This is a genomic window from Crenothrix polyspora, from assembly GCF_900163755.1.
In the GTDB taxonomy this organism is placed as follows: Bacteria; Pseudomonadota; Gammaproteobacteria; order Methylococcales; family Methylomonadaceae; genus Crenothrix; species Crenothrix polyspora.
Genome location: NZ_FUKI01000057.1, coordinates 5,247 through 27,836 on the forward strand (window position 1 = coordinate 5,247; position 22,590 = coordinate 27,836).

The 22,590-nt window shown below is 42.4% G+C and carries 28 protein-coding genes (1 of these 28 cut by a window edge); 18 read left to right on the forward strand and 10 right to left on the reverse strand.

Going from position 1 to position 22,590, the window contains the following annotated elements:
• From CRENPOLYSF2_RS03445 to CRENPOLYSF2_RS03460, 4 genes are all read right to left on the reverse strand, one after another.
• Nucleotides 1–606 carry the 5' portion of an Rpn family recombination-promoting nuclease/putative transposase gene (locus tag CRENPOLYSF2_RS03445; RefSeq protein ID WP_217884059.1) on the reverse strand. 72 nt of this gene lie to the left of the window's left edge, so only the first 606 of its 678 coding nucleotides appear in the window; it begins with the start codon at nucleotides 604–606; its stop codon lies off the left edge, out of view.
• A gap of 46 nt (nucleotides 607–652) precedes the next feature.
• Nucleotides 653–844, reverse strand: coding sequence for a hypothetical protein (locus tag CRENPOLYSF2_RS03450; protein WP_087142566.1), 192 nt, complete (start codon nucleotides 842–844; stop codon nucleotides 653–655).
• 80 nt (nucleotides 845–924) lie between these two features.
• Complete coding sequence (locus tag CRENPOLYSF2_RS03455; protein WP_087142567.1) at nucleotides 925–1,131, reverse strand: hypothetical protein; 207 nt, start codon at nucleotides 1,129–1,131, stop codon at nucleotides 925–927.
• Nucleotides 1,132–1,218: 87 nt separating this feature from the next.
• Nucleotides 1,219–2,100 (reverse strand): Rpn family recombination-promoting nuclease/putative transposase, encoded by an 882-nt coding sequence (locus CRENPOLYSF2_RS03460; RefSeq protein WP_087142568.1) that lies wholly within the window; start codon nucleotides 2,098–2,100, stop codon nucleotides 1,219–1,221.
• A 374-nt stretch (nucleotides 2,101–2,474) separates the two neighbouring features.
• Here CRENPOLYSF2_RS03460 and CRENPOLYSF2_RS03465 point away from each other — a divergent pair, with 374 nt between their 5' ends.
• The 9 genes from CRENPOLYSF2_RS03465 to rluB all read left to right on the forward strand — a co-directional run bounded on the left by CRENPOLYSF2_RS03465 (nucleotide 2,475) and on the right by rluB (nucleotide 8,620).
• Entirely contained in the window at nucleotides 2,475–3,023 is a 549-nt protein-coding gene (locus tag CRENPOLYSF2_RS03465; RefSeq protein WP_087142569.1) for a DOMON-like domain-containing protein, read from the forward strand.
• A 5-nt stretch (nucleotides 3,024–3,028) separates the two neighbouring features.
• The gene (locus tag CRENPOLYSF2_RS03470; protein ID WP_087142570.1) at nucleotides 3,029–4,231 is read left to right on the forward strand and encodes an exo-beta-N-acetylmuramidase NamZ family protein; all 1,203 of its coding nucleotides are present in this window, start codon (nucleotides 3,029–3,031) and stop codon (nucleotides 4,229–4,231) included.
• Nucleotides 4,232–4,390: 159 nt separating this feature from the next.
• The gene (locus CRENPOLYSF2_RS03475; RefSeq protein WP_087142571.1) at nucleotides 4,391–5,011 is read left to right on the forward strand and encodes an L-threonylcarbamoyladenylate synthase; all 621 of its coding nucleotides are present in this window, start codon (nucleotides 4,391–4,393) and stop codon (nucleotides 5,009–5,011) included.
• Nucleotides 5,012–5,023: 12 nt separating this feature from the next.
• Complete coding sequence (locus CRENPOLYSF2_RS03480) at nucleotides 5,024–5,677, forward strand: site-2 protease family protein (RefSeq protein ID WP_087142572.1); 654 nt, start codon at nucleotides 5,024–5,026, stop codon at nucleotides 5,675–5,677.
• Nucleotides 5,678–5,731: 54 nt separating this feature from the next.
• Nucleotides 5,732–5,962: a hypothetical protein gene (locus CRENPOLYSF2_RS03485; protein ID WP_087142573.1), complete on the forward strand. Its 231-nt coding sequence runs from the start codon at nucleotides 5,732–5,734 to the stop codon at nucleotides 5,960–5,962.
• Nucleotides 5,949–6,278 (forward strand): type II toxin-antitoxin system PemK/MazF family toxin, encoded by a 330-nt coding sequence (locus CRENPOLYSF2_RS03490; RefSeq protein ID WP_087142574.1) that lies wholly within the window; start codon nucleotides 5,949–5,951, stop codon nucleotides 6,276–6,278. Before CRENPOLYSF2_RS03485 ends, CRENPOLYSF2_RS03490 begins: the two co-directional genes overlap by 14 nt.
• A gap of 62 nt (nucleotides 6,279–6,340) precedes the next feature.
• Nucleotides 6,341–7,111 (forward strand): segregation and condensation protein A, encoded by a 771-nt coding sequence (locus CRENPOLYSF2_RS03495; RefSeq protein ID WP_087142638.1) that lies wholly within the window; start codon nucleotides 6,341–6,343, stop codon nucleotides 7,109–7,111.
• 14 nt (nucleotides 7,112–7,125) lie between these two features.
• Complete coding sequence (gene scpB, locus CRENPOLYSF2_RS03500; protein ID WP_087142575.1) at nucleotides 7,126–7,746, forward strand: SMC-Scp complex subunit ScpB; 621 nt, start codon at nucleotides 7,126–7,128, stop codon at nucleotides 7,744–7,746.
• Complete coding sequence (gene rluB / locus CRENPOLYSF2_RS03505; RefSeq protein WP_087142576.1) at nucleotides 7,679–8,620, forward strand: 23S rRNA pseudouridine(2605) synthase RluB; 942 nt, start codon at nucleotides 7,679–7,681, stop codon at nucleotides 8,618–8,620. The genes scpB and rluB overlap by 68 nt, the downstream gene beginning before the upstream one ends.
• Here rluB and CRENPOLYSF2_RS03510 read toward each other — a convergent pair.
• Nucleotides 8,617–9,303, reverse strand: coding sequence for a GGDEF domain-containing protein (locus tag CRENPOLYSF2_RS03510; RefSeq protein ID WP_245807878.1), 687 nt, complete (start codon nucleotides 9,301–9,303; stop codon nucleotides 8,617–8,619). The genes rluB and CRENPOLYSF2_RS03510 overlap by 4 nt on opposite strands.
• A gap of 392 nt (nucleotides 9,304–9,695) precedes the next feature.
• Nucleotides 9,696–10,571 (reverse strand): protease HtpX, encoded by an 876-nt coding sequence (gene htpX, locus CRENPOLYSF2_RS03515; protein WP_087142578.1) that lies wholly within the window; start codon nucleotides 10,569–10,571, stop codon nucleotides 9,696–9,698.
• A 128-nt stretch (nucleotides 10,572–10,699) separates the two neighbouring features.
• On the opposite strand from htpX, the gene CRENPOLYSF2_RS03520 reads away from it, so the two are divergent.
• From CRENPOLYSF2_RS03520 to CRENPOLYSF2_RS03540, 5 genes are all read left to right on the forward strand, one after another.
• Nucleotides 10,700–11,815 (forward strand): PQQ-dependent sugar dehydrogenase, encoded by a 1,116-nt coding sequence (locus CRENPOLYSF2_RS03520; protein WP_245807879.1) that lies wholly within the window; start codon nucleotides 10,700–10,702, stop codon nucleotides 11,813–11,815.
• On the forward strand, nucleotides 11,812–12,414 hold the full coding sequence (locus CRENPOLYSF2_RS03525) for an NUDIX domain-containing protein (protein WP_087142580.1): 603 nt from the start codon (nucleotides 11,812–11,814) through the stop codon (nucleotides 12,412–12,414). The genes CRENPOLYSF2_RS03520 and CRENPOLYSF2_RS03525 overlap by 4 nt, the downstream gene beginning before the upstream one ends.
• 79 nt (nucleotides 12,415–12,493) lie before the next feature.
• The gene (locus CRENPOLYSF2_RS03530; protein WP_087142581.1) at nucleotides 12,494–12,877 is read left to right on the forward strand and encodes a hypothetical protein; all 384 of its coding nucleotides are present in this window, start codon (nucleotides 12,494–12,496) and stop codon (nucleotides 12,875–12,877) included.
• Nucleotides 12,878–13,231: 354 nt separating this feature from the next.
• A complete protein-coding gene (locus CRENPOLYSF2_RS03535; RefSeq protein WP_087142582.1) occupies nucleotides 13,232–14,245 on the forward strand; it encodes a tryptophan--tRNA ligase in 1,014 nt (337 codons plus the stop codon).
• The gene (locus CRENPOLYSF2_RS03540) at nucleotides 14,242–14,958 is read left to right on the forward strand and encodes a hypothetical protein (protein WP_245807880.1); all 717 of its coding nucleotides are present in this window, start codon (nucleotides 14,242–14,244) and stop codon (nucleotides 14,956–14,958) included. Before CRENPOLYSF2_RS03535 ends, CRENPOLYSF2_RS03540 begins: the two co-directional genes overlap by 4 nt.
• A gap of 94 nt (nucleotides 14,959–15,052) precedes the next feature.
• On the opposite strand, the gene CRENPOLYSF2_RS03545 is transcribed toward CRENPOLYSF2_RS03540, so the two are convergent.
• Nucleotides 15,053–15,631 carry an IMPACT family protein gene (locus CRENPOLYSF2_RS03545; RefSeq protein ID WP_087142583.1) on the reverse strand — a complete coding sequence of 193 codons (579 nt, stop codon included), beginning with the start codon at nucleotides 15,629–15,631 and terminating at the stop codon, nucleotides 15,053–15,055.
• 326 nt (nucleotides 15,632–15,957) lie between these two features.
• Between CRENPOLYSF2_RS03545 and CRENPOLYSF2_RS03550 the strand changes: the two genes are divergently transcribed.
• Nucleotides 15,958–16,725, forward strand: a complete 768-nt coding sequence (locus CRENPOLYSF2_RS03550) for a YiaD family glycine zipper/OmpA-like lipoprotein (protein WP_087142584.1) — start codon at nucleotides 15,958–15,960, stop codon at nucleotides 16,723–16,725.
• 275 nt (nucleotides 16,726–17,000) lie between these two features.
• Here CRENPOLYSF2_RS03550 and CRENPOLYSF2_RS03555 read toward each other — a convergent pair whose 3' ends face one another.
• Complete coding sequence (locus CRENPOLYSF2_RS03555) at nucleotides 17,001–17,378, reverse strand: hypothetical protein (protein WP_245807881.1); 378 nt, start codon at nucleotides 17,376–17,378, stop codon at nucleotides 17,001–17,003.
• Between the two features lie 186 nt (nucleotides 17,379–17,564).
• On the reverse strand, nucleotides 17,565–18,932 hold the full coding sequence (locus tag CRENPOLYSF2_RS03560; protein ID WP_087142586.1) for a P-loop NTPase family protein: 1,368 nt from the start codon (nucleotides 18,930–18,932) through the stop codon (nucleotides 17,565–17,567).
• 294 nt (nucleotides 18,933–19,226) lie between these two features.
• Here CRENPOLYSF2_RS03560 and CRENPOLYSF2_RS03565 point away from each other — a divergent pair, with 294 nt between their 5' ends.
• Nucleotides 19,227–19,670 carry a hypothetical protein gene (locus CRENPOLYSF2_RS03565; protein ID WP_245807882.1) on the forward strand — a complete coding sequence of 148 codons (444 nt, stop codon included), beginning with the start codon at nucleotides 19,227–19,229 and terminating at the stop codon, nucleotides 19,668–19,670.
• Here the strand turns inward: CRENPOLYSF2_RS03565 and nadB are convergent.
• Nucleotides 19,667–21,283 (reverse strand): L-aspartate oxidase, encoded by a 1,617-nt coding sequence (gene nadB / locus CRENPOLYSF2_RS03570; protein ID WP_087142641.1) that lies wholly within the window; start codon nucleotides 21,281–21,283, stop codon nucleotides 19,667–19,669. The two genes, CRENPOLYSF2_RS03565 and nadB, sit on opposite strands and share 4 nt — an antisense overlap.
• Nucleotides 21,284–21,424: 141 nt before the next feature.
• On the opposite strand from nadB, the gene rpoE reads away from it, so the two are divergent.
• Together rpoE and CRENPOLYSF2_RS03580 are read left to right on the forward strand one after the other, a co-directional pair.
• A complete protein-coding gene (gene rpoE / locus CRENPOLYSF2_RS03575) occupies nucleotides 21,425–22,015 on the forward strand; it encodes an RNA polymerase sigma factor RpoE (RefSeq protein ID WP_087142587.1) in 591 nt (196 codons plus the stop codon).
• Nucleotides 22,016–22,027: 12 nt separating this feature from the next.
• Entirely contained in the window at nucleotides 22,028–22,567 is a 540-nt protein-coding gene (locus CRENPOLYSF2_RS03580) for a sigma-E factor negative regulatory protein (RefSeq protein ID WP_087142588.1), read from the forward strand.
• Nucleotides 22,568–22,590: the final 23 nt, after the last annotated feature.

Below are 22,590 nucleotides of genomic sequence, written 5' to 3' on the forward strand. Positions count from 1 at the left end.
CATGGCTTGTTGCATCTCCTGTGTACTCATCCAGTTAGATAAGACGGCACTGTCATTCAATTGTTCACCGTCTTTAAAAAATTTTAGCCAACGCTGGTCTTCGCGTTCAATCTGGCTGACATTAAACTTGCTCAATTCCAACAGCCAAATACCACCGTGCTGGTTAAATACCCGTCCCTGCTCGTCACGCATTTTATAGTGATGCATATACTCACTATCGTCAGATAACAACTTTTCAGCCAGCAGCCAAATCGAATACGTTGGCCTAAGTAAACTGTAATTTTGTCCACTTTTAAGCTGTTGGCTGTAAATGTCAGTCCAGTTATACAGAATTCGTTCTGGCAAGCCGGTGTAACTAACAAGTTGGATTTCGATTTGGTAGAATCGATCATGGCTGTCTTTGGCTTTAACATCAACAACGCTAAGCTTATCGCTCAGAAATTCTTTATCATTGTAAGGATTAATAATATCCACCGAAACCAAAGGTTCCGCCAGTTCTTGCCCTAAAAAAGCATTCAGAAAATGGATTAACAGATTACGATTTTCATCGCTACCTAATAATGCTTTGAAGACACAGTCAATCTTAGGATCAATAGCGTGTTTCATAAACGTATGGTTACCATAAATTAAGTTTTGGACATGATAATTGAGTTTACAGGGTCTTCAACCGTTCTATTTCAGCTAAGGCCGCTTGTTCGCGCTGCTGTGCTTGTATCAATATTTGCCGAGTTGCTTCTAATTCAAAGTAAATAGTCCGCTGTTCATTAAAATGTTCTTGTCGCGCTCTATACAAATCATATTTGGATAATTCTTCTCTAGGCTCTTCTTCTGTAAAGGTATTCATGATTTGCTTTATCTCCTGAGAAATCATCTAATCGGGTAAGGTGTCGTCAGTTAGGTATTCGTTAAAGTGCTGAACTAATTTTATTGACCAAGTAATGCTTTCAGGCGGGCTATTTCGGCTAAAGCAACATCTTCACGTTGCATTGTTTGTGCTAATGCCAATCTTAATGATTGTACAGACTGCAACAATTGACGCTGGATAGTCAGTTGTTCACGATAATATTCTTCGCGAGCACGATTTCTGCTCTTTTCGCGCTCCTCTTCTGTAAAAGAAGTTAGTGTATTCATGGCTTGTTTTATCTCCTGAGTTGTTATCCAATCGAATAAAGTGTTGTCATTTAATCGCTTATCATCTTTGAAAAATTGTAATCACGTTTATTGCCTTAACAATGCTTTCAGGCGTTCTATTTCAGCTAAGGCCGCTTGTTTTTCCTGTAGCGCAGTTTCTTTTTCTTGCAATGCGGTGTCTTTTTCTTGCAGTGCAATGTCTTTTTCTTGCAAGGCAATGTTCTTTTCCCGCAATGCTACTGCTTCGCGTTGCTTGGCTTCTTCGGATTCAAGTTGCATAGTCCGCTGTTGACGCAAATACTCCTGACGAGCTTGATATTGAAAGTATCGGTGTTCTTTTTCTGAAAAAGCAGTTAATGTATTCATAGCTTGTTGCATCTCCTGTGTACTCATCCAGTTAGATAAGACGGCACTGTCATTCAATTGCTCACCGTCTTTAAAGAATTTTAGCCAACGCTGGTCTTCGCGCTCAATCTGGCTGACATTAAACTTGCTCAACTCCAACAGCCAAATACCACCGTGCTGGCTAAATACCCGTCCCTGCTCGTCACGCATTTTATAGTGATGCATATACTCACTATCGTCAGATAACAACTTTTCAGCCAGCAGCCAAATCGAATACGTTGGCCTAAGTAAACTGTAATTTTGTCCACTTTTAAGCTGTTGGCTGTAAATGTCAGTCCAGTTATACAGAATTCGTTCTGGCAAGCCGGTGTAACTAACAAGTTGGATTTCGATTTGGTAGAATCGATCATGGCTGTCTTTGGCTTTAACATCAACAACGCTAAGCTTATCGCTCAGAAATTCTTTATCATTGTAAGGATTAATAATATCCACCGAAACCAAAGGTTCCGCCAGTTCTTGCTCTAAAAAAGCATTCAGAAAATGAATCAATAAATTCTGGTTTTCTTCGCTACCCAGCAACGCTTTGAAGACACAGTCGATTTTAGGGTCAATAGCGTGTTTCATAAGATTATAATCAATAAACAGTTAAGAACAAGCCTGGAAGCTACAGGCTAAATAATGCTTTTCGACGTTTTTTAACACGAGTACAACAGTCAAGTTGAAATATCGACTATTGTTTTTCATGATAATATCGTCGTTTAGATTTATAAGAAAAATAGTTGATCCTTAACAAAATAAGCTAATCTACTGATATATCTTACAACAAGATGATAACGCAGCTAATGCACTGCATCATTCTTAATATTGGGCGCTCTTCTTGTACTGTTTTTTATATTCATTGTCAATCTTTGCTTTATGGATTACGTATTTCCACAAAAAAGCCCGCATCGCACTAAAAAAGGCGTGCTACTTGGCCTACACTTCATGTCTTTTGTCCGATGATATATAACCTAGCTTACCACCCCAATTTAACCTGCCCAACCAATGTTGTTTTTACAGTTGATATACTGTGTTTATCCGGTGTTGGGCTACAGCTTAACTACTGTTTACAAGGTAATTTACAGCACTTGCGCATCCCTGAAACACAACCGCCTGCAATGATCGATGGCTTGTGGGAACACACCTGTTTTGAAGTGTTTATTGCTACAGAAGGTGATAGTGCTTATCAGGAATTCAATTTTTCACCGTCTGGGCAATGGGCTAACTATGTGTTCAGCGATTACCGCCAGCGCCGCGCTTGGCATTCAGATCATGTGTATGCGCTTGATATTGTACGCAGCAATACCGATTTACAGATGAATGTCATTATCCCGTTAAATGAATTAGCCCTGATAGATAACAGCAAAACCGTGCAGATTGGCATAACGGCGGTGCTGGAAACCGCCAACGGCGAGCTTTCATATTGGGCATTGCATCACCCCGCAAAAACACCGGACTTTCATCAGCGCGACGGTTTTATTTATTCTTTAGCACCACACTCACTATAAGCACCATGAAATTTGGCATAGATCGATTACTTGAAGATTCTACCCTGCGTTTACCCTTAAAAGGTAAGCGCGTGGCTTTGTTAGCACACCCTGCATCAGTTACCCACGATTTAACCCATACACTGGATGCGCTGGCACGTTTGTCCGATATAACCTTAAGCGCCGCCTTTGGCCCACAGCACGGGCTGCGTGGTGACAAGCAAGATAATATGATGGAATCGCCGGATTTTATCGATCCAGTGCTGAATATTCCCATCTTCAGTTTATACGGTGACGTGCGCTTTCCTACCGATGCCATGATGGCTACCTTTGATGTCCTGCTGGTAGATTTGCAAGATTTAGGCTGCCGTATCTACACGTTTATCACCACGTTGCGCTACGTGCTGGAAGCTGCCGCTAAGCATCATAAAACGGTATGGATATTGGATAGACCTAATCCGGTTGGTCGCCCAATAGAAGGCTTTACCTTGCGAACTGGTTGGGAAAGTTTTGTCGGCGCAGGCGCTATGCCCATGCGACATGGCCTAACAATGGGAGAAATAACCCAGTGGTTTATTAAAACGTTGGCGCTGAATGTCGATTGCCAAGTGATCACCATGCAAGGCTGGCAACCTGAAACAGCGCCAGGGCATGGTTGGCCGCTGGGCGAACGGGTATGGATTAATCCTAGCCCCAATGCCCCCAATTTAGGCATGGCACGGTGTTATGCCGGCACGGTAATGTTAGAAGGTGCGACGCTTTCTGAAGGGCGTGGCACCACACGGCCACTGGAATTATTTGGTGCGCCGGATATTGATGCTGGACGCATCATTAAAACCATGCGAAACATGGCACCGCAGTGGCTACAAGGCTGTCGCTTACGTGAATGCTGGTTTGAACCCACCTTCCACAAACATGCCCATCAACTGTGTGCCGGTGTGCAGATACATGTAGAAGACGCGGCTTACGATCATGACGCATTCCGTCCCTGGCGCTTACAAAGCTTGGCATTTAAGGCGATACGCACCTTACAGCCGGATTATCCACTGTGGCGAGATTTTCCGTATGAATACGAGTTGGATCGTTTGGCAATTGATGTTATCAATGGCTCGCCATTACTGCGTGAATGGGTAGATGATGCACAAGCGACACCCGACGATTTAGAAGCCCAAGTACAAGTCGATGAAAAAGCCTGGGATGAGCAACGGCAAGCATTTTTATTATATTAGCCTACCTTGGTGTAATCCTGAGATTACCCATAACTCCACTCACAGAAATACTATCAATCTTTCGACGGTAAGCTGCGCGAAATGATTTCGACGGCTTACAAGACACGGCAATGATATGCGCTATAATGCCCGTGTTTTAAGCGACTGTAGGATACGGTAATGGCTCAAATTCTTCAAATACATCCGGAAAATCCGCAGTTGCGACTTATTCATCGCGCCGTGGATACACTCCGTAGTGGCGGGGTTATTGTTTACCCCACCGAATCGTCTTATGCACTCGCGTGTCAGGTAGACGACAAAAACGCTCTGGATAAAATACGCCGTATCAGGCAGTTGAGTGACAAGCATAACTTTACCTTGTTATGCAAAGACTTGGCGCAAATATCCATGTTTGTCAAACTCGGCAACGATGCCCATCGTTTGATAAAATCGTTAACACCTGGACCATTTACCTTCATTCTGGATGCCACCCGCGAAGTGCCGCGACGTTTACAACATCCCAATAAAAAAACCATTGGTGTGCGTATTCCTAGCCATCCTATTGCGCAATTATTAATTGCAGAACTGGGCGAGCCGCTGTTCACCTCCACTTTAGTAATGCCTGGCGACACCGAAGCCATGAGTGATCCTTATGACATCAGGGAAAGATTAGAGTATGAAGCCGATTTAATTATAGATGCCGGCATTATTCCATTTGAATCCAGCACCATGATTGAATTTACCAAAACCGGCGCAGAAATTATTAGACAAGGCATAGGCTTAGCGCCCATGCTAAATTAGAGAGACCCTATTATGATGGATGAACTGTCGCTATTGCAGCGCATAGTAGTGTGGATATTGCCGGTTATTTTTGCTATTACCGTCCACGAAGTGGCACACGGTTGGGTGGCGCAACGCTACGGCGACAATACCGCATCCGCACTCGGTCGGTTGACACTTAATCCTATTAAGCACATGGATTTGGTTGGTACGATTATTTTGCCTGGTTTATTATTGTTAACCGGTACGGGTTTTGTTTTTGGCTGGGCTAAACCCGTGCCGGTGGATGTACGCAATTTTAAAAATCCACGCCAAGATATGGCTATCGTAGCGCTGGCAGGACCAGTGTCTAATTTATTGATGGCATTGGCCTGGGCGTTATTAGCCCGCGTAGGGGTTATTGTTAACGTGGAAAGCATCTCCATGCCACTTATTTATATGGGCATTGCCGGTATTTCTATCAATATCGCCTTGGCGGTGCTTAACTTATTACCCATTCCACCCTTAGACGGCAGTCGTATTCTGACCGGTATGTTACCATCACGATTGGCCTGGCAATATAACCAGCTAGAACGTTATGGTTTTATTATTTTGTTAGTATTGCTGTATACCAAAATCCTCAACGTGGTGTTGGAATACCCCATGTATATTGTTCAAAATATGTTTATGTCCATTGCTGGGCTATAGTTTGTTAAAATTACCCTACACAGAGACTAAAATTATTTTTGTTTGGAGATAACTATGACGATTCAAGCATATATTTTTTTACCTGACGAAATATTTAATGAATTACAGCGTCGTGCGCCACAGCCAGAAAATCGTTCTGGTCTTGTTGCCGAAGCATTACGCTGTTTTTTCGCCACGCATAACGAATCTAGTAATGAGTTAGAACAAATTAACCTCCATGCGGAAGAGTTGAATCAGGAAGCCGCCGATGTACTGACTTATCAGATGAGTTATGAAAAGAGGTGACTTATATCGAGTGACTCATCCTACCACTCGCGATCCAAAACGTTCAAGAGTTTTTGTTATTGTTAGTCGTCAAATTTTGATTGATTCACAATTTTCAACTGTCATTTGTGCGCCTATTTATACCCAATATCATGGCTTTTCTACCCAAGTTCATGTTGATATTGACGACGGATTAAAACATTCAAGCAGTATTCATTGCGATGAGCTGATTAGTTTGCCCAAATCTGTGCTAACCGATTATATAGGCGTATTGTCAATTTTTAAACTTACCGAGCTAAATAATGCATTGAAAATTGCATTAAGTCTTGAATTGTGACTGATTCCAGCCTTGAAATACCACTTACCGAGCCAACACCCGTCTTACTACCCGCGTATGCGATGGTGAACGGCGAACCGTTTGCACAACTCCCCGATGATTTATATATTCCGGCCAATGCGCTGGAAGTGTTTTTAGAGCTATTTGAAGGCCCGCTGGATTTGTTGCTGTACTTGATAAAGCGGCAAAATCTCGATATTGTTAATATCCCCATCGCACAAATTACCAAGCAATACATCCATTATATTCAAGTGATGGAGCATTTGAATCTGGAAATGGCGGCAGAGTATTTGGTCATGGCGGCCTTACTGGCCGAGATAAAATCTAAAATGCTGTTGCCCAGGCAAGTTGATGCCGAAGGTGAAGAAGATGACCCACGCGCCACCTTAATCCGCAGGTTGCAGGAATATGAACGCATCAAGCAGGCAGCAGAAGACATAGAATTATTGCCACGCTTAGAACGTGATATATTTGCCATAACTGTTGATACCTCTAGGCTGGCCATTGTTCGGCCTTTGCCGGATATTCAGCTCAAAGAAATGTTATTGGCATTTCAGGATGTATTAAAAAGAGCCGATCAACTGAGCCATCATCATATTAGTAAAGAGCCATTATCGGTGCGTGAGCGTATGAGCCGTATTTTAGACAGCTTAAGAGGCGTGGACACCCTGCTGTTTTCGCAATTATTTTTAAAAAAAGAAGGCCGAAGTGGTGTTGTGGTGTCGTTTTTGGCCATCTTGGAACTGAGCAAAGAGCGGCTAATTGACATTATTCAGCCAGAGCCATTTGCCGAGTTACGTGTTAAAACACCGTCGATCAGCAACGCTAATTAAATGCAGACAATAGCATGGACATAAAACACATCGTCGAAGCCATTTTATTTGCCACTCAAAACCCCCTGACGGCCAAACAGATTCAACAGGTATTTCCTGAAATTGAACAGCCTGAACTGGATGACATACAGCGTGCAATAGAGGCCATTACTATTGAATACCAACCCCGCCCGATTGAATTAAAACGCGTCGCCAGTGGTTATCGCTTTCAGGTTAAACCGGCGTTATCACATTGGGTGTCACGGTTGTTTGAAGAAAAGCCGCCGCGTTATTCCAGAGCATTGTTAGAAACACTGGCGATTATTGCCTATCGGCAACCGGTAACCCGTGGCGATATTGAAGATATACGTGGTGTTAGCGTCAGTTCCAGTATTATTCAAACCTTGCTAGAACGTGAATGGGTACGTGTGGTAGCTCACAAAGAAGTGCCCGGCCGACCCGGATTATACGGAACAACTAAACAATTTCTTGATTATTTTAACATATCGTCATTAAATGAACTGCCGACTATACAACAAATAGTCGATCTTGATGTATCAGTAGACCCACAACCCATGCAGGTAAAGAGTGAAGAGCAGGAAACCGAACAAAGCGCCATCAAAACCAGAGAGTCCACGTCAGAAACCATCAGCTGATAAAACACCCCGCTCGGTAGCAGAAAGAAAAAATATTGATGCTACCCAAGATGTTGGTGAGCGCGTCCAAAAAGTCTTAGCGCGAGGTGGCATTGGATCGCGTAGAGAGATTGAAGTATGGATTAGTGAAGGCCGATTAAAGCTAAATGGTAGCGTCGTTAAATTGGGTGATCGCTTAAATGTCGGCGACCATCTACTGCTTAATGATCGTTTAGTTAACTGGCAAAAATTTGCAATTCAACCAACGCGGGTATTACTGTATCACAAGCCTGCCGGTGAAGTGGTAACACGCCGTGATCCTCAAGGTCGGCCGATTGTATTTACTCAATTACCTAAATTGGCCACCGCGCGGTGGATTGCCGTAGGTCGCTTGGATATTAATACCTCAGGTTTGTTATTGGTCACTAATAATGGCGAACTCGCCAATCGTTTAATGCACCCGTCATCACAAATCGAGCGCGAATACGCAGTGCGCGTGTTAGGCGAGGTATCTGATGCCATCATCGAAAAACTGAAAAAAGGCGTGGAACTGGAAGACGGTATTGCCAAATTTGACGACATTAAATTCTATGCGGGTGAAGGCGCTAACAAATGGTATTACGTCACGGTCAGTGAAGGCCGAAATCGCTTGGTGAGACGTTTATGGGAATCGCAAGCTGTGGTGGTAAGCCGTTTAATTCGGGTACGTTATGGACCGATTGTGTTACCGGAGCGCTTAAAAAATCACTCTTTTTATGAAATTACTGACAAAGAATTAGATTTACTGTTTGAATTTGCAAAACTTGACAAAACAGATGCTGAAGTTGTCGACAAAGCGCAGAGCATTAAACCCAGCAAGCCACATAAAATCAGGCCTCGTATTCACAAACCTTAATCAGTTAATACCACCTGATTTCTACCATTGGCTTTGGCTTTATACATGGCATGATCAGCACGCTTGATAAACGCATCAAAACTGTCGTCACTGCGTAGCGTGCTAACGCCTAGACTAGCGGTAACTTTTATAGGTTTCTTATCGTACACAAGAATGTTACGCTCAATCTCTGAGCGAATTCTTTTGGCCAAAAGTTCAGCGTTTTTTAAACTCATCTGGTTAATCAAAATAACAAATTCTTCGCCACCAAAGCGGAACACGGTGTCGTTTTTACGTAAATTTTCTTTAATCAGTTTGGCGACAGCTACCAGTGTACTGTCCCCGCAATCGTGTCCGTATTGGTCATTAATGGCTTTAAAATAATCAATGTCCAAAAAAATAACCGATAAATGTGCGCTATTCAATTTTGCCCAATTCATTTCGTGCTTAACAGTATCATTAAATGAAACCCGATTAAGTGTTTGTGTTAACTCATCAGTGGCGGCCATTTTTAATGCTTTATGGTACAGCGTCGCATTTTTTAGCGGATACCGTAACGTACACAGTAAATTCTGAAATAAATCGAGTTCTGCATGAGTAAATTCACGGTTACGCATTAAGGTAATTTCGCCGAGATCTTCGCCCTCAACCTTCAGCGGATAACTGCATAAATAATTACCCATTACGCCTTGTTTAATTTCCAAATCTAACAGTGTATTGCGATAAATGTAGGCATTGTGCGGAATAAGAGGGTGAATATTGCCACTGAAGAGCGTGAGTAATTTTTTAAACTCCAGTGTTGTTTGTAAAATATTGCTGAGCCCAAAACGCTGCTCATCAATCCTGTAATTGGCTTGAAAGCCGTTGTCACGGACAACTAACCGCTTTTGAGATATTTTGTTAATGACGGCGCTCCTTTTAATATGTCTTATAGTTACACATTAAATATAGCAAACTATACGAAATAGAAAAGGCAATGTTGACTAATTATATTTTTTGTAAGATATTTTCTGGTTTTACCAGCAGCTAGTCAGTATTTGTAAATACGCGCTATACAAACACCGGACAGCAACGGCTGTCCGGTTAAGATTATTATTTAGCCGTTGTTTTGTAATGCGGCAATGCGCTCTTCTAAAGGCGGATGGCTCATAAATAATTTACTAAAGCCACTGCCATTAATGCCGAAAGCTGCCAGTTGTCCTGGCAAATTAGGTGCTTCGTGACCGCGTTGTAAGGCGCGTAAGGCATTCACCATCTTGTCACGCCCCGCCAATAATGCACCACCGGCATCGGCTTTAAATTCACGACGACGTGAAAACCACGCCACCAACATAGATGCCAAAAAGCCCAGTGCTATTTGTGCAACCATTTGCACAATATAATAGCCCATGCCTTGGCCGCGTTCGTTTTGAAAAACCGTCCGGTCAACCACATGGCCGATAACGGTGGCAAAAAAGTACACAAAGGTATTAACTACGCCCTGCATTAACGCCATTGTTACCATATCGCCATTGGCAACGTGGGTGATTTCATGGCCGATGACAGCCTCGACTTCATCGGGGCTCATACTGTGTAACAACCCCGTACTTACTGCTACTAAAGCACTGTTTTTGTTCATACCAGTTGCAAACGCATTAGGTTCTGGGGTGTTAAAAATACCCACTTCAGGCATACCAATACCCGCTTGTTGCGCTTGCCGAGTGACGACTTCAAGCAACCATTGCTCGGTCTGGTTTTGAGCGCGATCAATAACCTGCACGCCCATTGCTCTTTTGGCAGACCACTTAGACATTGCCAAAGAGATGACCGAACCGGTAACGCCTACGATAGCCGATGTCATCAATAATGACGTTAAATTAAGATTAATACCTTGCGCATCAAGTACGCCACCCAAACCTAAAACATTGAAAACAATGCTAATAACAATCATTATTGCAATGTTGGTTGCTAAAAAAAGAATGATTCGCATCATAAGTAAATCCTCGTTAAGTTAATGTATCGTAAAAGGGTAGCTTAATAAAAGTCAGGTAATATTCAAACGCTCCTTAACGTAATAATGGGGGTAATCTTTTATTTATGAAAGACATGGTGTGTATTTTTATGAAAAAAATAATGTTTGCCTTGCTTTTATTTAACACAAGTTTAGTTTTTGCACAACCTGACACCTATCAAACACTGATAAAACAGTTGCACGTTCCTGAGGGCTTTTCGTTATCTGTTTATGCTGATAACTTACCGGGGGCACGTAGCTTGACATTAGCTGACAACGGTGTCGTTTTTGTCGGCACAGGGCAAGAAGGCCAGGTATATGCCATCCAAGACACTAACGCCGATGGTAAGGCCGATAAACGTCATATTATCGCCACAAAATTAATGATGCCTAATGGGGTAGCATACCAAGAAGGTACCTTATTTGTAGCAGAGGTTAATCGTATCACGCGTTATGATCATATTTTAGAGCATTTAAATAACCCGCCCAAACCAGTGGTAATTTATGACCAATTGCCTTCAGACCCGCATCATGGCTGGAAATATTTGCGCTTTGGTCCCGATGGAATGCTTTATACTGCGGTGGGTGCGCCGTGCAATATCTGTAAACCTAAAGAAGCCATTTACACATCTTTGGTGCGCTTAAATCCGGATGGTAGTCAATTTGAAATTATTGCCATTGGTATTCGTAATACCGTAGGTTTTGATTGGCAACCAGGTACCAAAACTTTGTTTTTTACTGATAATGGCCGTGATTATTTAGGTGACGATGCGCCCGCCGATGAGCTGAATCGTTGGTTGACTGTCGGTGAACATTTTGGTTTCCCGTATTTTCATGCCGGTGATATTGCTGATCCCATAATGACCACGGATAAAAAAATATCCGACTTTACTCCGCCCGCCTGGAAGTTTAAAGCCCATGTCGCGCCTTTAGGCGCACGGTTTTACCGTGGCGATCAGTTTCCGCCACCGTATAAAAATCAATTATTTGTAGCGCAACATGGCTCATGGAATCGTAGCAAACCAGATGGCTATCGTATTGCCTTAGTTAAATTCGATCACGATCTTCCTATTGCTGAAGACGTTTTTATTGACGGCTGGTTAGACAAGAACGATAAGGTTTTAGGTCGGCCAGTTGATGTTTTGGAAATGCCCGACGGCAGCTTATTAATCAGTGACGATCAACTGGGTGTTATTTATCAAGTAAAATACACAGGAAAGCGATGAAAAAACAGTTTGAAATTATCAACAAAGACATTGTTTATAATGGTTTTTTTCGGATGGAAAAATACCGGCTAAAGCATACGCTGTATGGCGGTGGCTGGAGCGAAGAAATCAGCCGCGAGTTATTTGTGCGCGGCAGTTGTGTGGCGGTTTTACTGTATGATCCTAGTGCGGATAAAGTAGTGTTAATTGAACAATTTCGCGCTGGCGCAATGATTCGTCCTGAACAAGCCTGGTTAATTGAAATTGTTGCCGGTGCTATTGAAGCCGGAGAAAGCGCTGAACAAGTGGCGTATCGAGAATCATGGGAAGAGGCGGGCTGTGAAATACAGGCATTAATCACAATTAGCGAATTTTACACCACGCCAGGCGGGGCATCGGAGCGAATTACTTTGTTTTGTGGCAAAGTAGAAAGCTCTAAAATTGGTGGTGTGCATGGTTTAGATGAAGAGCATGAAGATATTTTGGTCACTGCCGTACCGTTTGAAGAAGCGTATCACAAGGTACAAATCGGCGCGATAGAATCCGCTATTCCCATTATTGCTATACAGTGGTTGGCGCTGAACAGAGAGTCGTTACGGCAACAGTGGTTAATTAATTAGTCGCCTTAAGCTGGCGATAAAAAGTGCGCGTAGGTGTGCTATATTGCGTGTTCCCACATTAAAATAAAGGCCGTTATTTATGCGATTAACATCAGCACTGCTTTTTTTAGGTATGACTTTTACGGCGCATGCCGAAGTAAAATTAACTGAAAACGATATTTTAGGTGTATGGCAAATTGATTCCGAATCGACCAGCAGCGACGGTACTCATGCCAAAAAACTTAATTCAACGTGGAATTTTCTTAAAGATGGCACTATGGAAGGCATAACCATTGATTCGGATGTTAACGCACGATCACCTGAAATGCGCGCGAGCATTACCTATTCCGTTGAAAATGGAAAACTTATTAAACAAACTATGCCAGGCAGATCAAAATTTGAAACCTGCACAGCGGTTGAAAAAAATGATCAGAAAATGACATTGGAATGCACTAATGTCTATTATTTTATGACTAAAAAATAAAACCACTTTGGGTCTTAATGCTAAAATTTTGGCAAGGTACTTATACCACTAAACCTTGCCAACCTACAGCACGTTGCCCAACAGCTAAAGTCGGAACACCTTCTCCACAGGGAGATTAAAAACGGGAGCATTTCCGCTTGATTTTATAGCAATGCACGCCAAGTCACACTGACCCCATACGCACTCTGCTCAATACCACCCTTCTAAGAATTTTGATTCTCAAACGATTCTGAACCAGATTTACGTACCTTCAAACACATTTAGCGCTAAATAAGGCTTAGAGCTGAATATTTACCTAAATTTGGATACAATGAAAATACACTGATCTTAAAACCCACAACCGAGTATCCTTGCATGAGCAAACAGACTGTATTAACTGGCATCACCACCACTGGCACACCGCATTTAGGCAACTACGTGGGCGCAATACGCCCTGCCATTGCCGCCAGTAAAGATGCCAATGTCGCACCATTTTACTTTTTGGCCGATTATCACGCGCTTATCAAATGCCATGAGCCCGAAAAAGTGCGCCAGTCTAGCTTAGAAATTGCTGCCACCTGGCTGGCTTTAGGCCTTGATACCTCTAACGCGGTGTTTTACAGACAGTCCGACGTACCGGAAATTATGGAATTAACCTGGATGCTTACCTGCGTAACCGCTAAAGGTTTAATGAACAGAGCCCACGCCTACAAAGCTTCGGTAGCCGATAACGAACACAACGGCGAAAATGATGCTGACAAAGGCATCAGTATGGGCTTGTTCAGCTATCCTGTGTTAATGGCCGCCGATATTTTAATGTTTAACGCTCATAAAGTACCGGTCGGTAAAGATCAAATCCAGCATATTGAAATGGCACGCGATATTGCCGCACGCTTCAATCATATTTACGGCGAGCATTTTGTGTTACCAGAAGCCATTATTGATGCCAATACTGCAACTTTATCCGGTTTGGATGGTCGGAAGATGAGCAAAAGCTACAACAATACTATCCCTTTGTTTGAGCCGGAAAAAAAGTTGAAAAAATTGATTAATAAAATCAAAACCAACTCGCAAGAACCCGGCGAACCCAAAGACCCTACCGATTGTACGCTATTCAGTATTTATCAAGCTTTTGCCACAGCCGAAGAAATTGCCGCCATAAAACAACGCTATGCCGATGGCATTGGCTGGGGTGACATGAAACAGCAATTGTTTGAGCTGATTAATACCCATGTTGCACCTGCCAGGGAGCATTACGATGAACTGATGCAAAAGCCACAACATATCGAAGAACAATTACAAGAAGGCGCACGTAAAGCCCGCGCCATCAGTGTGCCTTTTATTAAACAGCTGCGTGAGGCAGTGGGTATTTCCAGGATAGCATTGTGATAAGAAAAGAAAAATTTGGCGAGTGGCTACAAGAATCGTTGTTATTTGTGAAACTTGATCCGTGGATATGGTGTGGCTACACTGTAGCGGTCGGCCTTATTTTGTTAATTGGCACGCTGTCTTTAGCCTTGGGCATTGTATGTGCGGTAGCCTCGTTATTTGTTGGTGTGGGGGTGTGCAAATACATCGACATGCGACATAACAAAGAAACCAATCAACCGCTGTCTTGGGCGATTAAAAAAAGTCTGCCGTTAGCGTTGTTGGCCGGCATAGCCATTATGGCGTGCTGGTTTGCTTTTATGACGTTTAGTAACTTGTTGTCTGGTGAATACGGTAAAATTTTAGATTTTTTCTTGCAATTAGATTTTTCCGACTTGCATATTAAACGTAGAACGGTGCGGGAAATTTCTAGCCAATTTTATGACTACGCTAGCGTTGCCTTAATGTTTACGTTACTAATGCTGTGTACACTGGCCAATTGGTTCAGTTATCCACTGATGTTATTTCAGGATTACGGATTGAGTCGCGCTAAAGACCTTGGTATCAGCACGCTGGCCACACGCAAAAAAGCTTTCTATAACATGCTCGGTTTTATCTTTTTTGAAGCGCTGATGTGTGGTGGATTAACACCTTTATTAACACCCGTGCTGTATATGCTGACCTCGACATTAATGTACGTGTCTTATAAGCATCTTTTTGAAATTAAAGCTTAATTATTTACTGTACTGTAGAAAAGGCTTTAGCCGCAATATGGCGGAGTAAAGCCTGTTTTGTAAGTAAAAATGCCAGAAAGCAACGAAAACGTCTTTAACTGTAGTGGGAAAATGACTGCAATAAAGTATCAACATGTTGCACTGGCAATTGCACCAGCAACTGCACTTGACCAGAAAATTGTTGATTTATAACAATACCATCAAGTTTTTTTAACAGATACTCCAAAGGCTGCAACTGCTGGTAATCCAAAGTAAGTGGCACGTTTGCCATTTCAATATAAGGCACAATTTCAGCCGCTTCCAGCACATCTTTCGCCGTATTGCCATACGCACGCATTAATCCCCCTGCCCCCAACTTAATACCGCCGTAATAACGAATCACCACCACCAACACATTAATCAGATTTTTACCGTCAAGATGCTGAAAAATAGGTTTACCCGCGGTACCAGTGGGCTCTCCTGCATCATAAAAACGGTAGATAATGCCATTGTCGGTTTTAAGTCGGTAGGCAAACGCGATATGACTGGCATCAGCGTAATCAATTGAAAACTGGTTAAGACTGATTTGTACATCTTGCACGCTATAACACGGCAATACCACACCGATAAATCGAGATTTTTTGAGCGTATTTTCAAGACTGTATTTGATTTTTATACAACACGGTGTTGTCATTTAAAAAAGCCAAGGTTATTTATAAATAATATGCCGCTGTGGTGTGGAAAAAACTCAGTGCCTGCATGGATAGTATGTGTTCACTTCCCCCTTTTTCAAAGGAGGGAACTGAATAATTACCACGGATAATGTCTGCCATTAAATAATTGTCTAACTGATAATCCTGTAAAACTAAATGTTGATTCAGTTGCCATTAAGATAGTTGTGTTATATTTAAGCCGCTAAGGCATGTAAAAAACGGCGCTTTATCTCAACTGTAGCGTATTAAACTGCCTATTACAGCTAAAGCGCAGTTAATCCATTTATAAACTAAAAAGGCTAAAACAATGATAAAAAAAATCTTGCTTGTTGGTATTAGCAGCAGCTTTCTATTAACAGCGTGCGTTACCGATCCTTATACAGGACAGTCTGGAATGAGTAAAACTGCCGCAGGCGGTGGTATTGGGGCTGTACTCGGTGCGGCGACAGGTACAGCATTTGGTGGTAACGATCTTAAAAATGCTGGCTGGGGCGCATTGGCAGGTGGCGCAGTAGGCGCGGCGGTAGGGGCTTATATGGATCATCAACAAAAAGAAATGCAGGCATCTTTGCAAGGCACCGGTATTGAAGTACAGCGTCTGTCTGACAATACTTTAAATCTCAATATGCCCAGCAGCATTACCTTTGGTTTTGATTCGTCAAATATCACCTCACAGGCAACAAGCGCTTTAGATTCGGTGGCTAACGTACTGAACAAATACCCTGACTCAACTATTACAGTAACGGGGCATACAGACGATAAAGGTGCCGATAATTACAACCAAAATTTATCTGAAAGACGCGCATCCAGCGTTTCTGGCTATCTGTCTCAGCATGGTGTTAATGGCTCACGCTTAAGCCAACAAGGTATGGGTGAAAGAATGCCCAAAATGGCCAATACCAGTGAAGAAAATCGCGCACAAAATCGCCGTGTAGAATTAGCCATTGTTGCCAATAATAATGCTGGGGCTCAGCAAGGCGGCTCTCAACAACAATACCAACAGCCACAGCAACAGCAGCAACCACAACAACCACAATATCAGCAGCAACAACAATATCAACAACCTAGATATTAATAACTGAAAGCCACGCCAATAGTTAGTACTCGGCCAATCTTTATATGTCGGATATGTTCTGACCAACGTGAGACCTACGAGGTTTTAAAAACCTCGTAGGTCTTTGCAACATACGACAGCACAAAATTGTAGGGTAGATTCGCCGCTAGGCAATCCGCCCACAATACGTCTACTGGATGTTAATATGAGCATTGATTGGCGATTTGCTGGCGCGAAACCACCCTACAAGCGTTAGCTTAAATGGTAGCCCAAAATTAGATCAGTTTATATTTGATCTAAATAAGCTGCCCTAAGGCAAATGCACCTAAATAAGTTGAAATAAAATAGAATAATGCTAACGCAATACCGGCGGCCGTATTAACAATAACGGTTCGTTTAAAAATATAGACCACCACAGCAAAATCCCACAGAAACAAAAGACCTAATAAGTAATAACTTAACGCCGACTCGCTCACTGTTAACCAAACCATTACTGGAACAATCGCAACCGAAATAACGTTGGCACAAAATAAAATCGCTGTGGTTATTTGCAGGTAAACAGAAAGCGTTTTATTTAAAAACAACATAAAACCCAAAAACAGCAAGGTTAAAACCGTTTCTATACCAACCTCGAAAAATGCTTCGAGTGGATCATCGGACATATTAGCTTGCATAAAATATTCTATAACAAAAGAAAACAGCAAATTTTGTCTAAAAAATGCCGCTGACTTAGGTAAGTCCAGTGGATTTGTTTTTAGCCAACACAGCGGCAAAAAGAGTTTTATAAGATCCATAACTGTTTTAAGGTTAAACAGAGCGTGTGAATATTAGAATCTAATTAATAGCATATTTACTGACACTTACGGCTGCATCTTATCGTGATACGTACCAAAACGATCATTCAATGATTGCACCAACTCTTGGGTTTTATCGGATAATTGCACCAAACGCAGTTTCATTTTTTTATTCCAGCCTACGGGTTCAGAACTTGGCAGCATAATGCGTGTAAAAGTCAGGTTTTTTTCAAAAAGCCCTGCCAAATTTTCCATGAGCCGTAGCGTGGCTTGCCGTTCAACTAAGTGTTTCGTAGTAATTTTTGCAAAAAGCTTATTAAACATCAGGTGCAACGGTATCATGATTGCAACCACCACAGCGAGAATTATCGGCCCTGTAACAGGATCTATCAAAAACTCCAAAAAGCCTATTTGCACTTCTGCTACCACCGCTAAGCAGGCAATAAAGCCAAGCACCACTAGGCTGGACATATTTGAACGCTCTTTCCAACTGGCAATGTTTTGCTTAACTTCGGGTATTATTACAGTTTCAAGCGCCTGTATATTGGCGGTAAGTGCATGCAAAATACGGTACGATCGGTTATGATCCACGTTATCCATGCGCTGATCGATAGCGGCAAAATCAATTCTGTTGCTTGGGCTATTAGTACCCTGATGATTGGGTACTACGATAAACTGGCCAGTATCTAAACCAAACTCAGCCAATTTTCGCTGCCAAGAGGCAATCAGATCGTCGTGTCGAGTGGGATAAAAAGTGGGCGCTGGCCCGTCAATTAAATAAATAAATTTATTAAAATCTTGCTGTTGACTAATATGCTCTATCAACTCTTCAATAAGCGGGGTGCTGGTGTCAAAAATATCGGTAAAGACAAACACCAGATCGGAATTCTCAACCACATGCCGAGTCAATAGTGAAATAACAGGACTATTTGCAGCGGCACTCATATTAGGTGCATCAATAAATAATCGTTCTTTTAAACGATCACTGTTAAGGGTACGCAATTCCAAATAGGCATTAATGCGACTGCCTTCGCCCGCTTGCTTTTCCTCAATTTTATGACTGATTTGATAAAATGGATAGCGATGATCAACATCTAATGCCGTACCTGGCAAAATAGTTGAAGCAGCTTGATTATTATGCAATAACACCGTAAATTTATGATGCGCGGCTTGGATGCCAGAAAACAATTGCTCCGAACCGAAGTAGCTATTAATAAACCGAGATTTGGCGGTAGAATTACCGCCGATTAAACTCACAATTGGCCACCATGAATTTTTTCTGGCAGTGGTCTCGTCTTTATCAATAAGTCCTAAATCAAATTCAATCTGATCCAACTCCTGAAAAATTTTTGCCGCCTTTAATAATATCGGATTGTCATTAGCAAAGTGTTTTTCAAGATTGAGCAGGTACTTACTCACTGTCTTTTCAGTCATGGATAGATCCTTGTTTGTTATATTTTTATAGCTATACTCAACGTAGCCTAGCGCGGGAATATTACAACCATCGCCAATGCTTTAACTTAACGGTAATTATTATTTTTCGTATCATTAGCGGCCTCAGTGTCTTTTAACGCCGAGAACAAAGGCCTTATTTGCTTGATAATAACTCGATAATACAAAAAACACGAACAATGTTAAAGGTATTTTATTGGAGTAGAATTGTAAACCGCACCATGATTTTTTTTTGCATGCACACAACTGCGCTGTAAAGCCTGTTTAGACTTTGACATGACTGATATACCGACAAAAATGCTGAGACAATCACACATTAACCACCTGCTCACCTTGCGTTATTTTGTGATTAACACACTGATGATAACCATTTTAACGGGGTGTTCATCTTTAGGTACTTACGGCACTAAAGGACAATCCAAAGAAGATTTTATCCGCTATGTAGAAGAAGTGTTTCGCTTACAAAATAAAATGACCAGCGAAATGATGGCATTGTCTGATGATGACGCTACAACGCCATGCAATCCCTCCTTATCGCATGCCGAACAGCAGATGCAAACGGTGTGTGCTGACTTAAATGAATATGTATCCCGTGACATCGACGGGTTAAGCACAGGGCTTTTATTACGAAGGCGAGTTGAAAAATCTGCGGTAAGCTGTGAAAAAGCCGCACTTGCCATTGACGTTTTATTAAAAAAATACAGCGCGTCAGCGCATTAATTTTTTACAAATATGGCGGGTGTCAAAATACTATTTTGTGCCGGTCGGCTATCATCTGTTTCAGGGTAATCCAAGGTATAGTGCAGACCTCGGCTTTCTTTGCGTAATAAAGCACAGCGCACAATCAACTCGGCCACAATCACCAAATTACGTAGTTCCAATAAATCACTGGTCACTCGAAAATTACCGTAATACTCAGCAATTTCTTTTTGCAGCAATTCTATGCGGCTCATCGCTCTGTACAAGCGCTTATCGGTTCTGACAATACCAACATAATCCCACATAAAATGGCGCAGCTCATTCCAATTATGCGACACCACCACTTCTTCATCAGAATCACTGACCTTGGATTCATCCCAATCTGCGATAGCACCAACCGATGGAATAGTGTCAATATTGCGTAAAATATCTTCACTGGCACGGTCTGCAAACACCAAACATTCTAATAATGAATTACTCGCCATACGATTAGCACCGTGTAAGCCCGTACTGGCCACCTCACCCACCGCATACAAATTAGCAATGTCTGTACGGGCGTAGCTGTCGGTCATCACACCACCGCAAGTATAATGTGCAGCAGGAACAACAGGAATGGGCTGCTCGGTAATATCAATACCAAACGCCAGACATTGCTGGTAAATCATCGGAAAATGTTCGCGAATAAAAGCTTCGGACTTATGACTGATATCCAGATAAACACAATCCAGGCCACGTTTTTTCATTTCATGGTCAATAGCGCGAGCAACAATGTCTCTGGGCGCTAACTCAGCGCGTGCATCAAAATGCTGCATAAACGCTGAGCCATCCGGTAAAATAAGCTTACCGCCCTCACCTCTTAACGCCTCGCTAATAAGAAACGAACTGCCTTTGGGGTCGTACAAACACGTAGGATGAAACTGCATAAACTCCATATTGCTGACCCGACAACCCGCCCGCCATGCCAAAGCAATGCCGTCACCGGTTGAGCTTTGCGGATTAGTGCTGTACAGATACACTTTACTAGCCCCACCAGTAGCCAATACCACCACGCGTGCGGCAATGGTTTTTACTTGTTGGTGCTTACTATCCAGCACATACGCGCCCTGCACTGTTTTTTCGGTACAGGAGACAGTTTTAGTAATTAATTCAATGACATTATGATTTTCTAATAAATCAATATTACTGTGTTCACGGGCACGTTCAATTAACGACAATGACACCGCCTTGCCAGTCGCATCGGCCGCATGTACAACACGGCGATGCGAATGCCCGCCTTCGCGTGTTAAATGCAGTTTTGTCTCGCCCGAATTGGTTTTTTCTTCGGTAAAGTTCACACCTTGCTGGCGTAACCAATCAATGGAATTTTTACCTTCAGTGACCGTTAAGCGCACGATTTCAGGGTCGCACAGCCCAGCTCCCGCATTGAGCGTATCGTCTATGTGCGATTCAATCGAATCATCCGCATCAAAGACCGCTGAAATGCCACCCTGGGCATAATGCGTGCTGCCTGCGGTTAGGGCAAACTTGGATAAAACAGCAACGCGCGGGCAATGTTCGGCCAGTTTAAGCGCTAGACTTAAACCCGCTGCACCGCTACCAATGATAAGAATATCGTATGTTGTAGATAAAGACATAAAGTGAAAATTACCATCCCATCTGTGGCTTAGTCGCATTAGTTCGGCGATAATAAAGCTTTTTAGGGTGATAGCAATTATTTTTTACCCACTATAGAACTTATAGAAGTTAATTTTGTCTCTTCAACATAAAACTAAATCGTGAATAGCCATAACAAACAAAGTGAACAACTCGACGAAGACTTAGTCACCAAAGTCCAGCAGGGCGACAAAAAATCTTTTGACCTATTGGTTATAAAATATCAGCACAGAATTATTCAGCTGGTTAACCGTTATGTCAAAGATCCAAGTGAAGCGCAAGATGTGGCTCAAGAAACCTTTGTTAAGGCGTACAGGGCGCTCGGTGGTTTCAGAGGCGAATCGGCGTTTTATACTTGGCTATACCGCATTGCTATTAATACTGCAAAAAATTATTTAGTGGCACGCACGCGGCGCAGCTCCGATTATGAAGTGGATATCGACGATGCGGAGTCTTTTGAGAATGCGCCACAATTACAAGGTTTAGAAACCCCTGAACGCTTGCTGATGAGTCAAGAGATTGTAGACACAATTAAAACAGCGATTGAAAAACTACCCGAAGAAATGCGCGTTGCCTTTATGCTACGCGAATTTGAAGGTATGAGTTATGAAGAGATTGCTGAGGCAATGGATTGTCCTGTAGGTACGATAAGATCGCGCCTGTTTAGAGCGCGTGAAGCTATCGATAGTAAGTTAACCCCCTTATTAGATTAACGGTGATTTTAGATGCACGAACATACAAATGAGAAAATTTCTCAATTTCTTGATAATGAGCTCAATGCCAATGAGTCGATGACTTTAATGCAGCAGATGCTTTTAGATAAAGATTTAAAAAACAGGCTACTACGCTATGAAGCCATTGGACAGGCGCTAAAAACAGAAACCTTTATCCTGCCCAGAGCTGATTTTTTAGATCGAATTCATCAAGAACTTGAACACGAACCGGTTTATTTGTTGCCGCAGCGCAAACAGCCGTTAACCATTAAGCCACAACACAAAATGCTGGCATTAGTCGCCTCTGCTGCCTTAATTGCTGTCATTTTACCCAAAGATGTAACGACAATAAATGGCTCGCAAATGAAAGCGGCATCAGCGATGACACAGGCACAGCGACAAGCCAAAAAAAATCCAGAGGGCATTATTAAACAGTTACCGCTGAATACACAAATTAATGATTATATGCAGGCTCAAAGTAAAAATGCCGTACCAACTGCCGATAAATCAGCAAGTCATATTGCAGAAACTGCCGCCTTTAACAGAAAATAACGCTGTATTTTTAAGCCTTAAAG

Excerpts from the sequence above, each read along its gene's own strand:
- htpX (WP_087142578.1), bottom strand. The coding sequence starts at position 10,571 with ATGATGCGAATCATTCTTTTTTTAGCAACCAACATTGCAATAATGATT.
- CRENPOLYSF2_RS03490 (WP_087142574.1), top strand. The coding sequence starts at position 5,949 with ATGAAAAGAGGTGACTTATATCGAGTGACTCATCCTACCACTCGCGAT.
- CRENPOLYSF2_RS03535 (WP_087142582.1), top strand. The coding sequence starts at position 13,232 with ATGAGCAAACAGACTGTATTAACTGGCATCACCACCACTGGCACACCG.
- CRENPOLYSF2_RS03450 (WP_087142566.1), bottom strand. The coding sequence starts at position 844 with ATGAATACCTTTACAGAAGAAGAGCCTAGAGAAGAATTATCCAAATAT.
- CRENPOLYSF2_RS03480 (WP_087142572.1), top strand. The coding sequence starts at position 5,024 with ATGATGGATGAACTGTCGCTATTGCAGCGCATAGTAGTGTGGATATTG.
- CRENPOLYSF2_RS03560 (WP_087142586.1), bottom strand. The coding sequence starts at position 18,932 with ATGACTGAAAAGACAGTGAGTAAGTACCTGCTCAATCTTGAAAAACAC.
- scpB (WP_087142575.1), top strand. The coding sequence starts at position 7,126 with ATGGACATAAAACACATCGTCGAAGCCATTTTATTTGCCACTCAAAAC.
- CRENPOLYSF2_RS03520 (WP_245807879.1), top strand. The coding sequence starts at position 10,700 with ATGAAAAAAATAATGTTTGCCTTGCTTTTATTTAACACAAGTTTAGTT.
- CRENPOLYSF2_RS03470 (WP_087142570.1), top strand. The coding sequence starts at position 3,029 with ATGAAATTTGGCATAGATCGATTACTTGAAGATTCTACCCTGCGTTTA.
- CRENPOLYSF2_RS03485 (WP_087142573.1), top strand. The coding sequence starts at position 5,732 with ATGACGATTCAAGCATATATTTTTTTACCTGACGAAATATTTAATGAA.
- CRENPOLYSF2_RS03550 (WP_087142584.1), top strand. The coding sequence starts at position 15,958 with ATGATAAAAAAAATCTTGCTTGTTGGTATTAGCAGCAGCTTTCTATTA.
- CRENPOLYSF2_RS03545 (WP_087142583.1), bottom strand. The coding sequence starts at position 15,631 with ATGACAACACCGTGTTGTATAAAAATCAAATACAGTCTTGAAAATACG.
- CRENPOLYSF2_RS03465 (WP_087142569.1), top strand. The coding sequence starts at position 2,475 with ATGATATATAACCTAGCTTACCACCCCAATTTAACCTGCCCAACCAAT.
- CRENPOLYSF2_RS03555 (WP_245807881.1), bottom strand. The coding sequence starts at position 17,378 with ATGCAAGCTAATATGTCCGATGATCCACTCGAAGCATTTTTCGAGGTT.
- CRENPOLYSF2_RS03475 (WP_087142571.1), top strand. The coding sequence starts at position 4,391 with ATGGCTCAAATTCTTCAAATACATCCGGAAAATCCGCAGTTGCGACTT.
- CRENPOLYSF2_RS03525 (WP_087142580.1), top strand. The coding sequence starts at position 11,812 with ATGAAAAAACAGTTTGAAATTATCAACAAAGACATTGTTTATAATGGT.
- nadB (WP_087142641.1), bottom strand. The coding sequence starts at position 21,283 with ATGTCTTTATCTACAACATACGATATTCTTATCATTGGTAGCGGTGCA.
- CRENPOLYSF2_RS03495 (WP_087142638.1), top strand. The coding sequence starts at position 6,341 with ATGGTGAACGGCGAACCGTTTGCACAACTCCCCGATGATTTATATATT.
- CRENPOLYSF2_RS03580 (WP_087142588.1), top strand. The coding sequence starts at position 22,028 with ATGCACGAACATACAAATGAGAAAATTTCTCAATTTCTTGATAATGAG.
- CRENPOLYSF2_RS03530 (WP_087142581.1), top strand. The coding sequence starts at position 12,494 with ATGCGATTAACATCAGCACTGCTTTTTTTAGGTATGACTTTTACGGCG.
- CRENPOLYSF2_RS03455 (WP_087142567.1), bottom strand. The coding sequence starts at position 1,131 with ATGAATACACTAACTTCTTTTACAGAAGAGGAGCGCGAAAAGAGCAGA.
- CRENPOLYSF2_RS03460 (WP_087142568.1), bottom strand. The coding sequence starts at position 2,100 with ATGAAACACGCTATTGACCCTAAAATCGACTGTGTCTTCAAAGCGTTG.
- CRENPOLYSF2_RS03565 (WP_245807882.1), top strand. The coding sequence starts at position 19,227 with ATGACTGATATACCGACAAAAATGCTGAGACAATCACACATTAACCAC.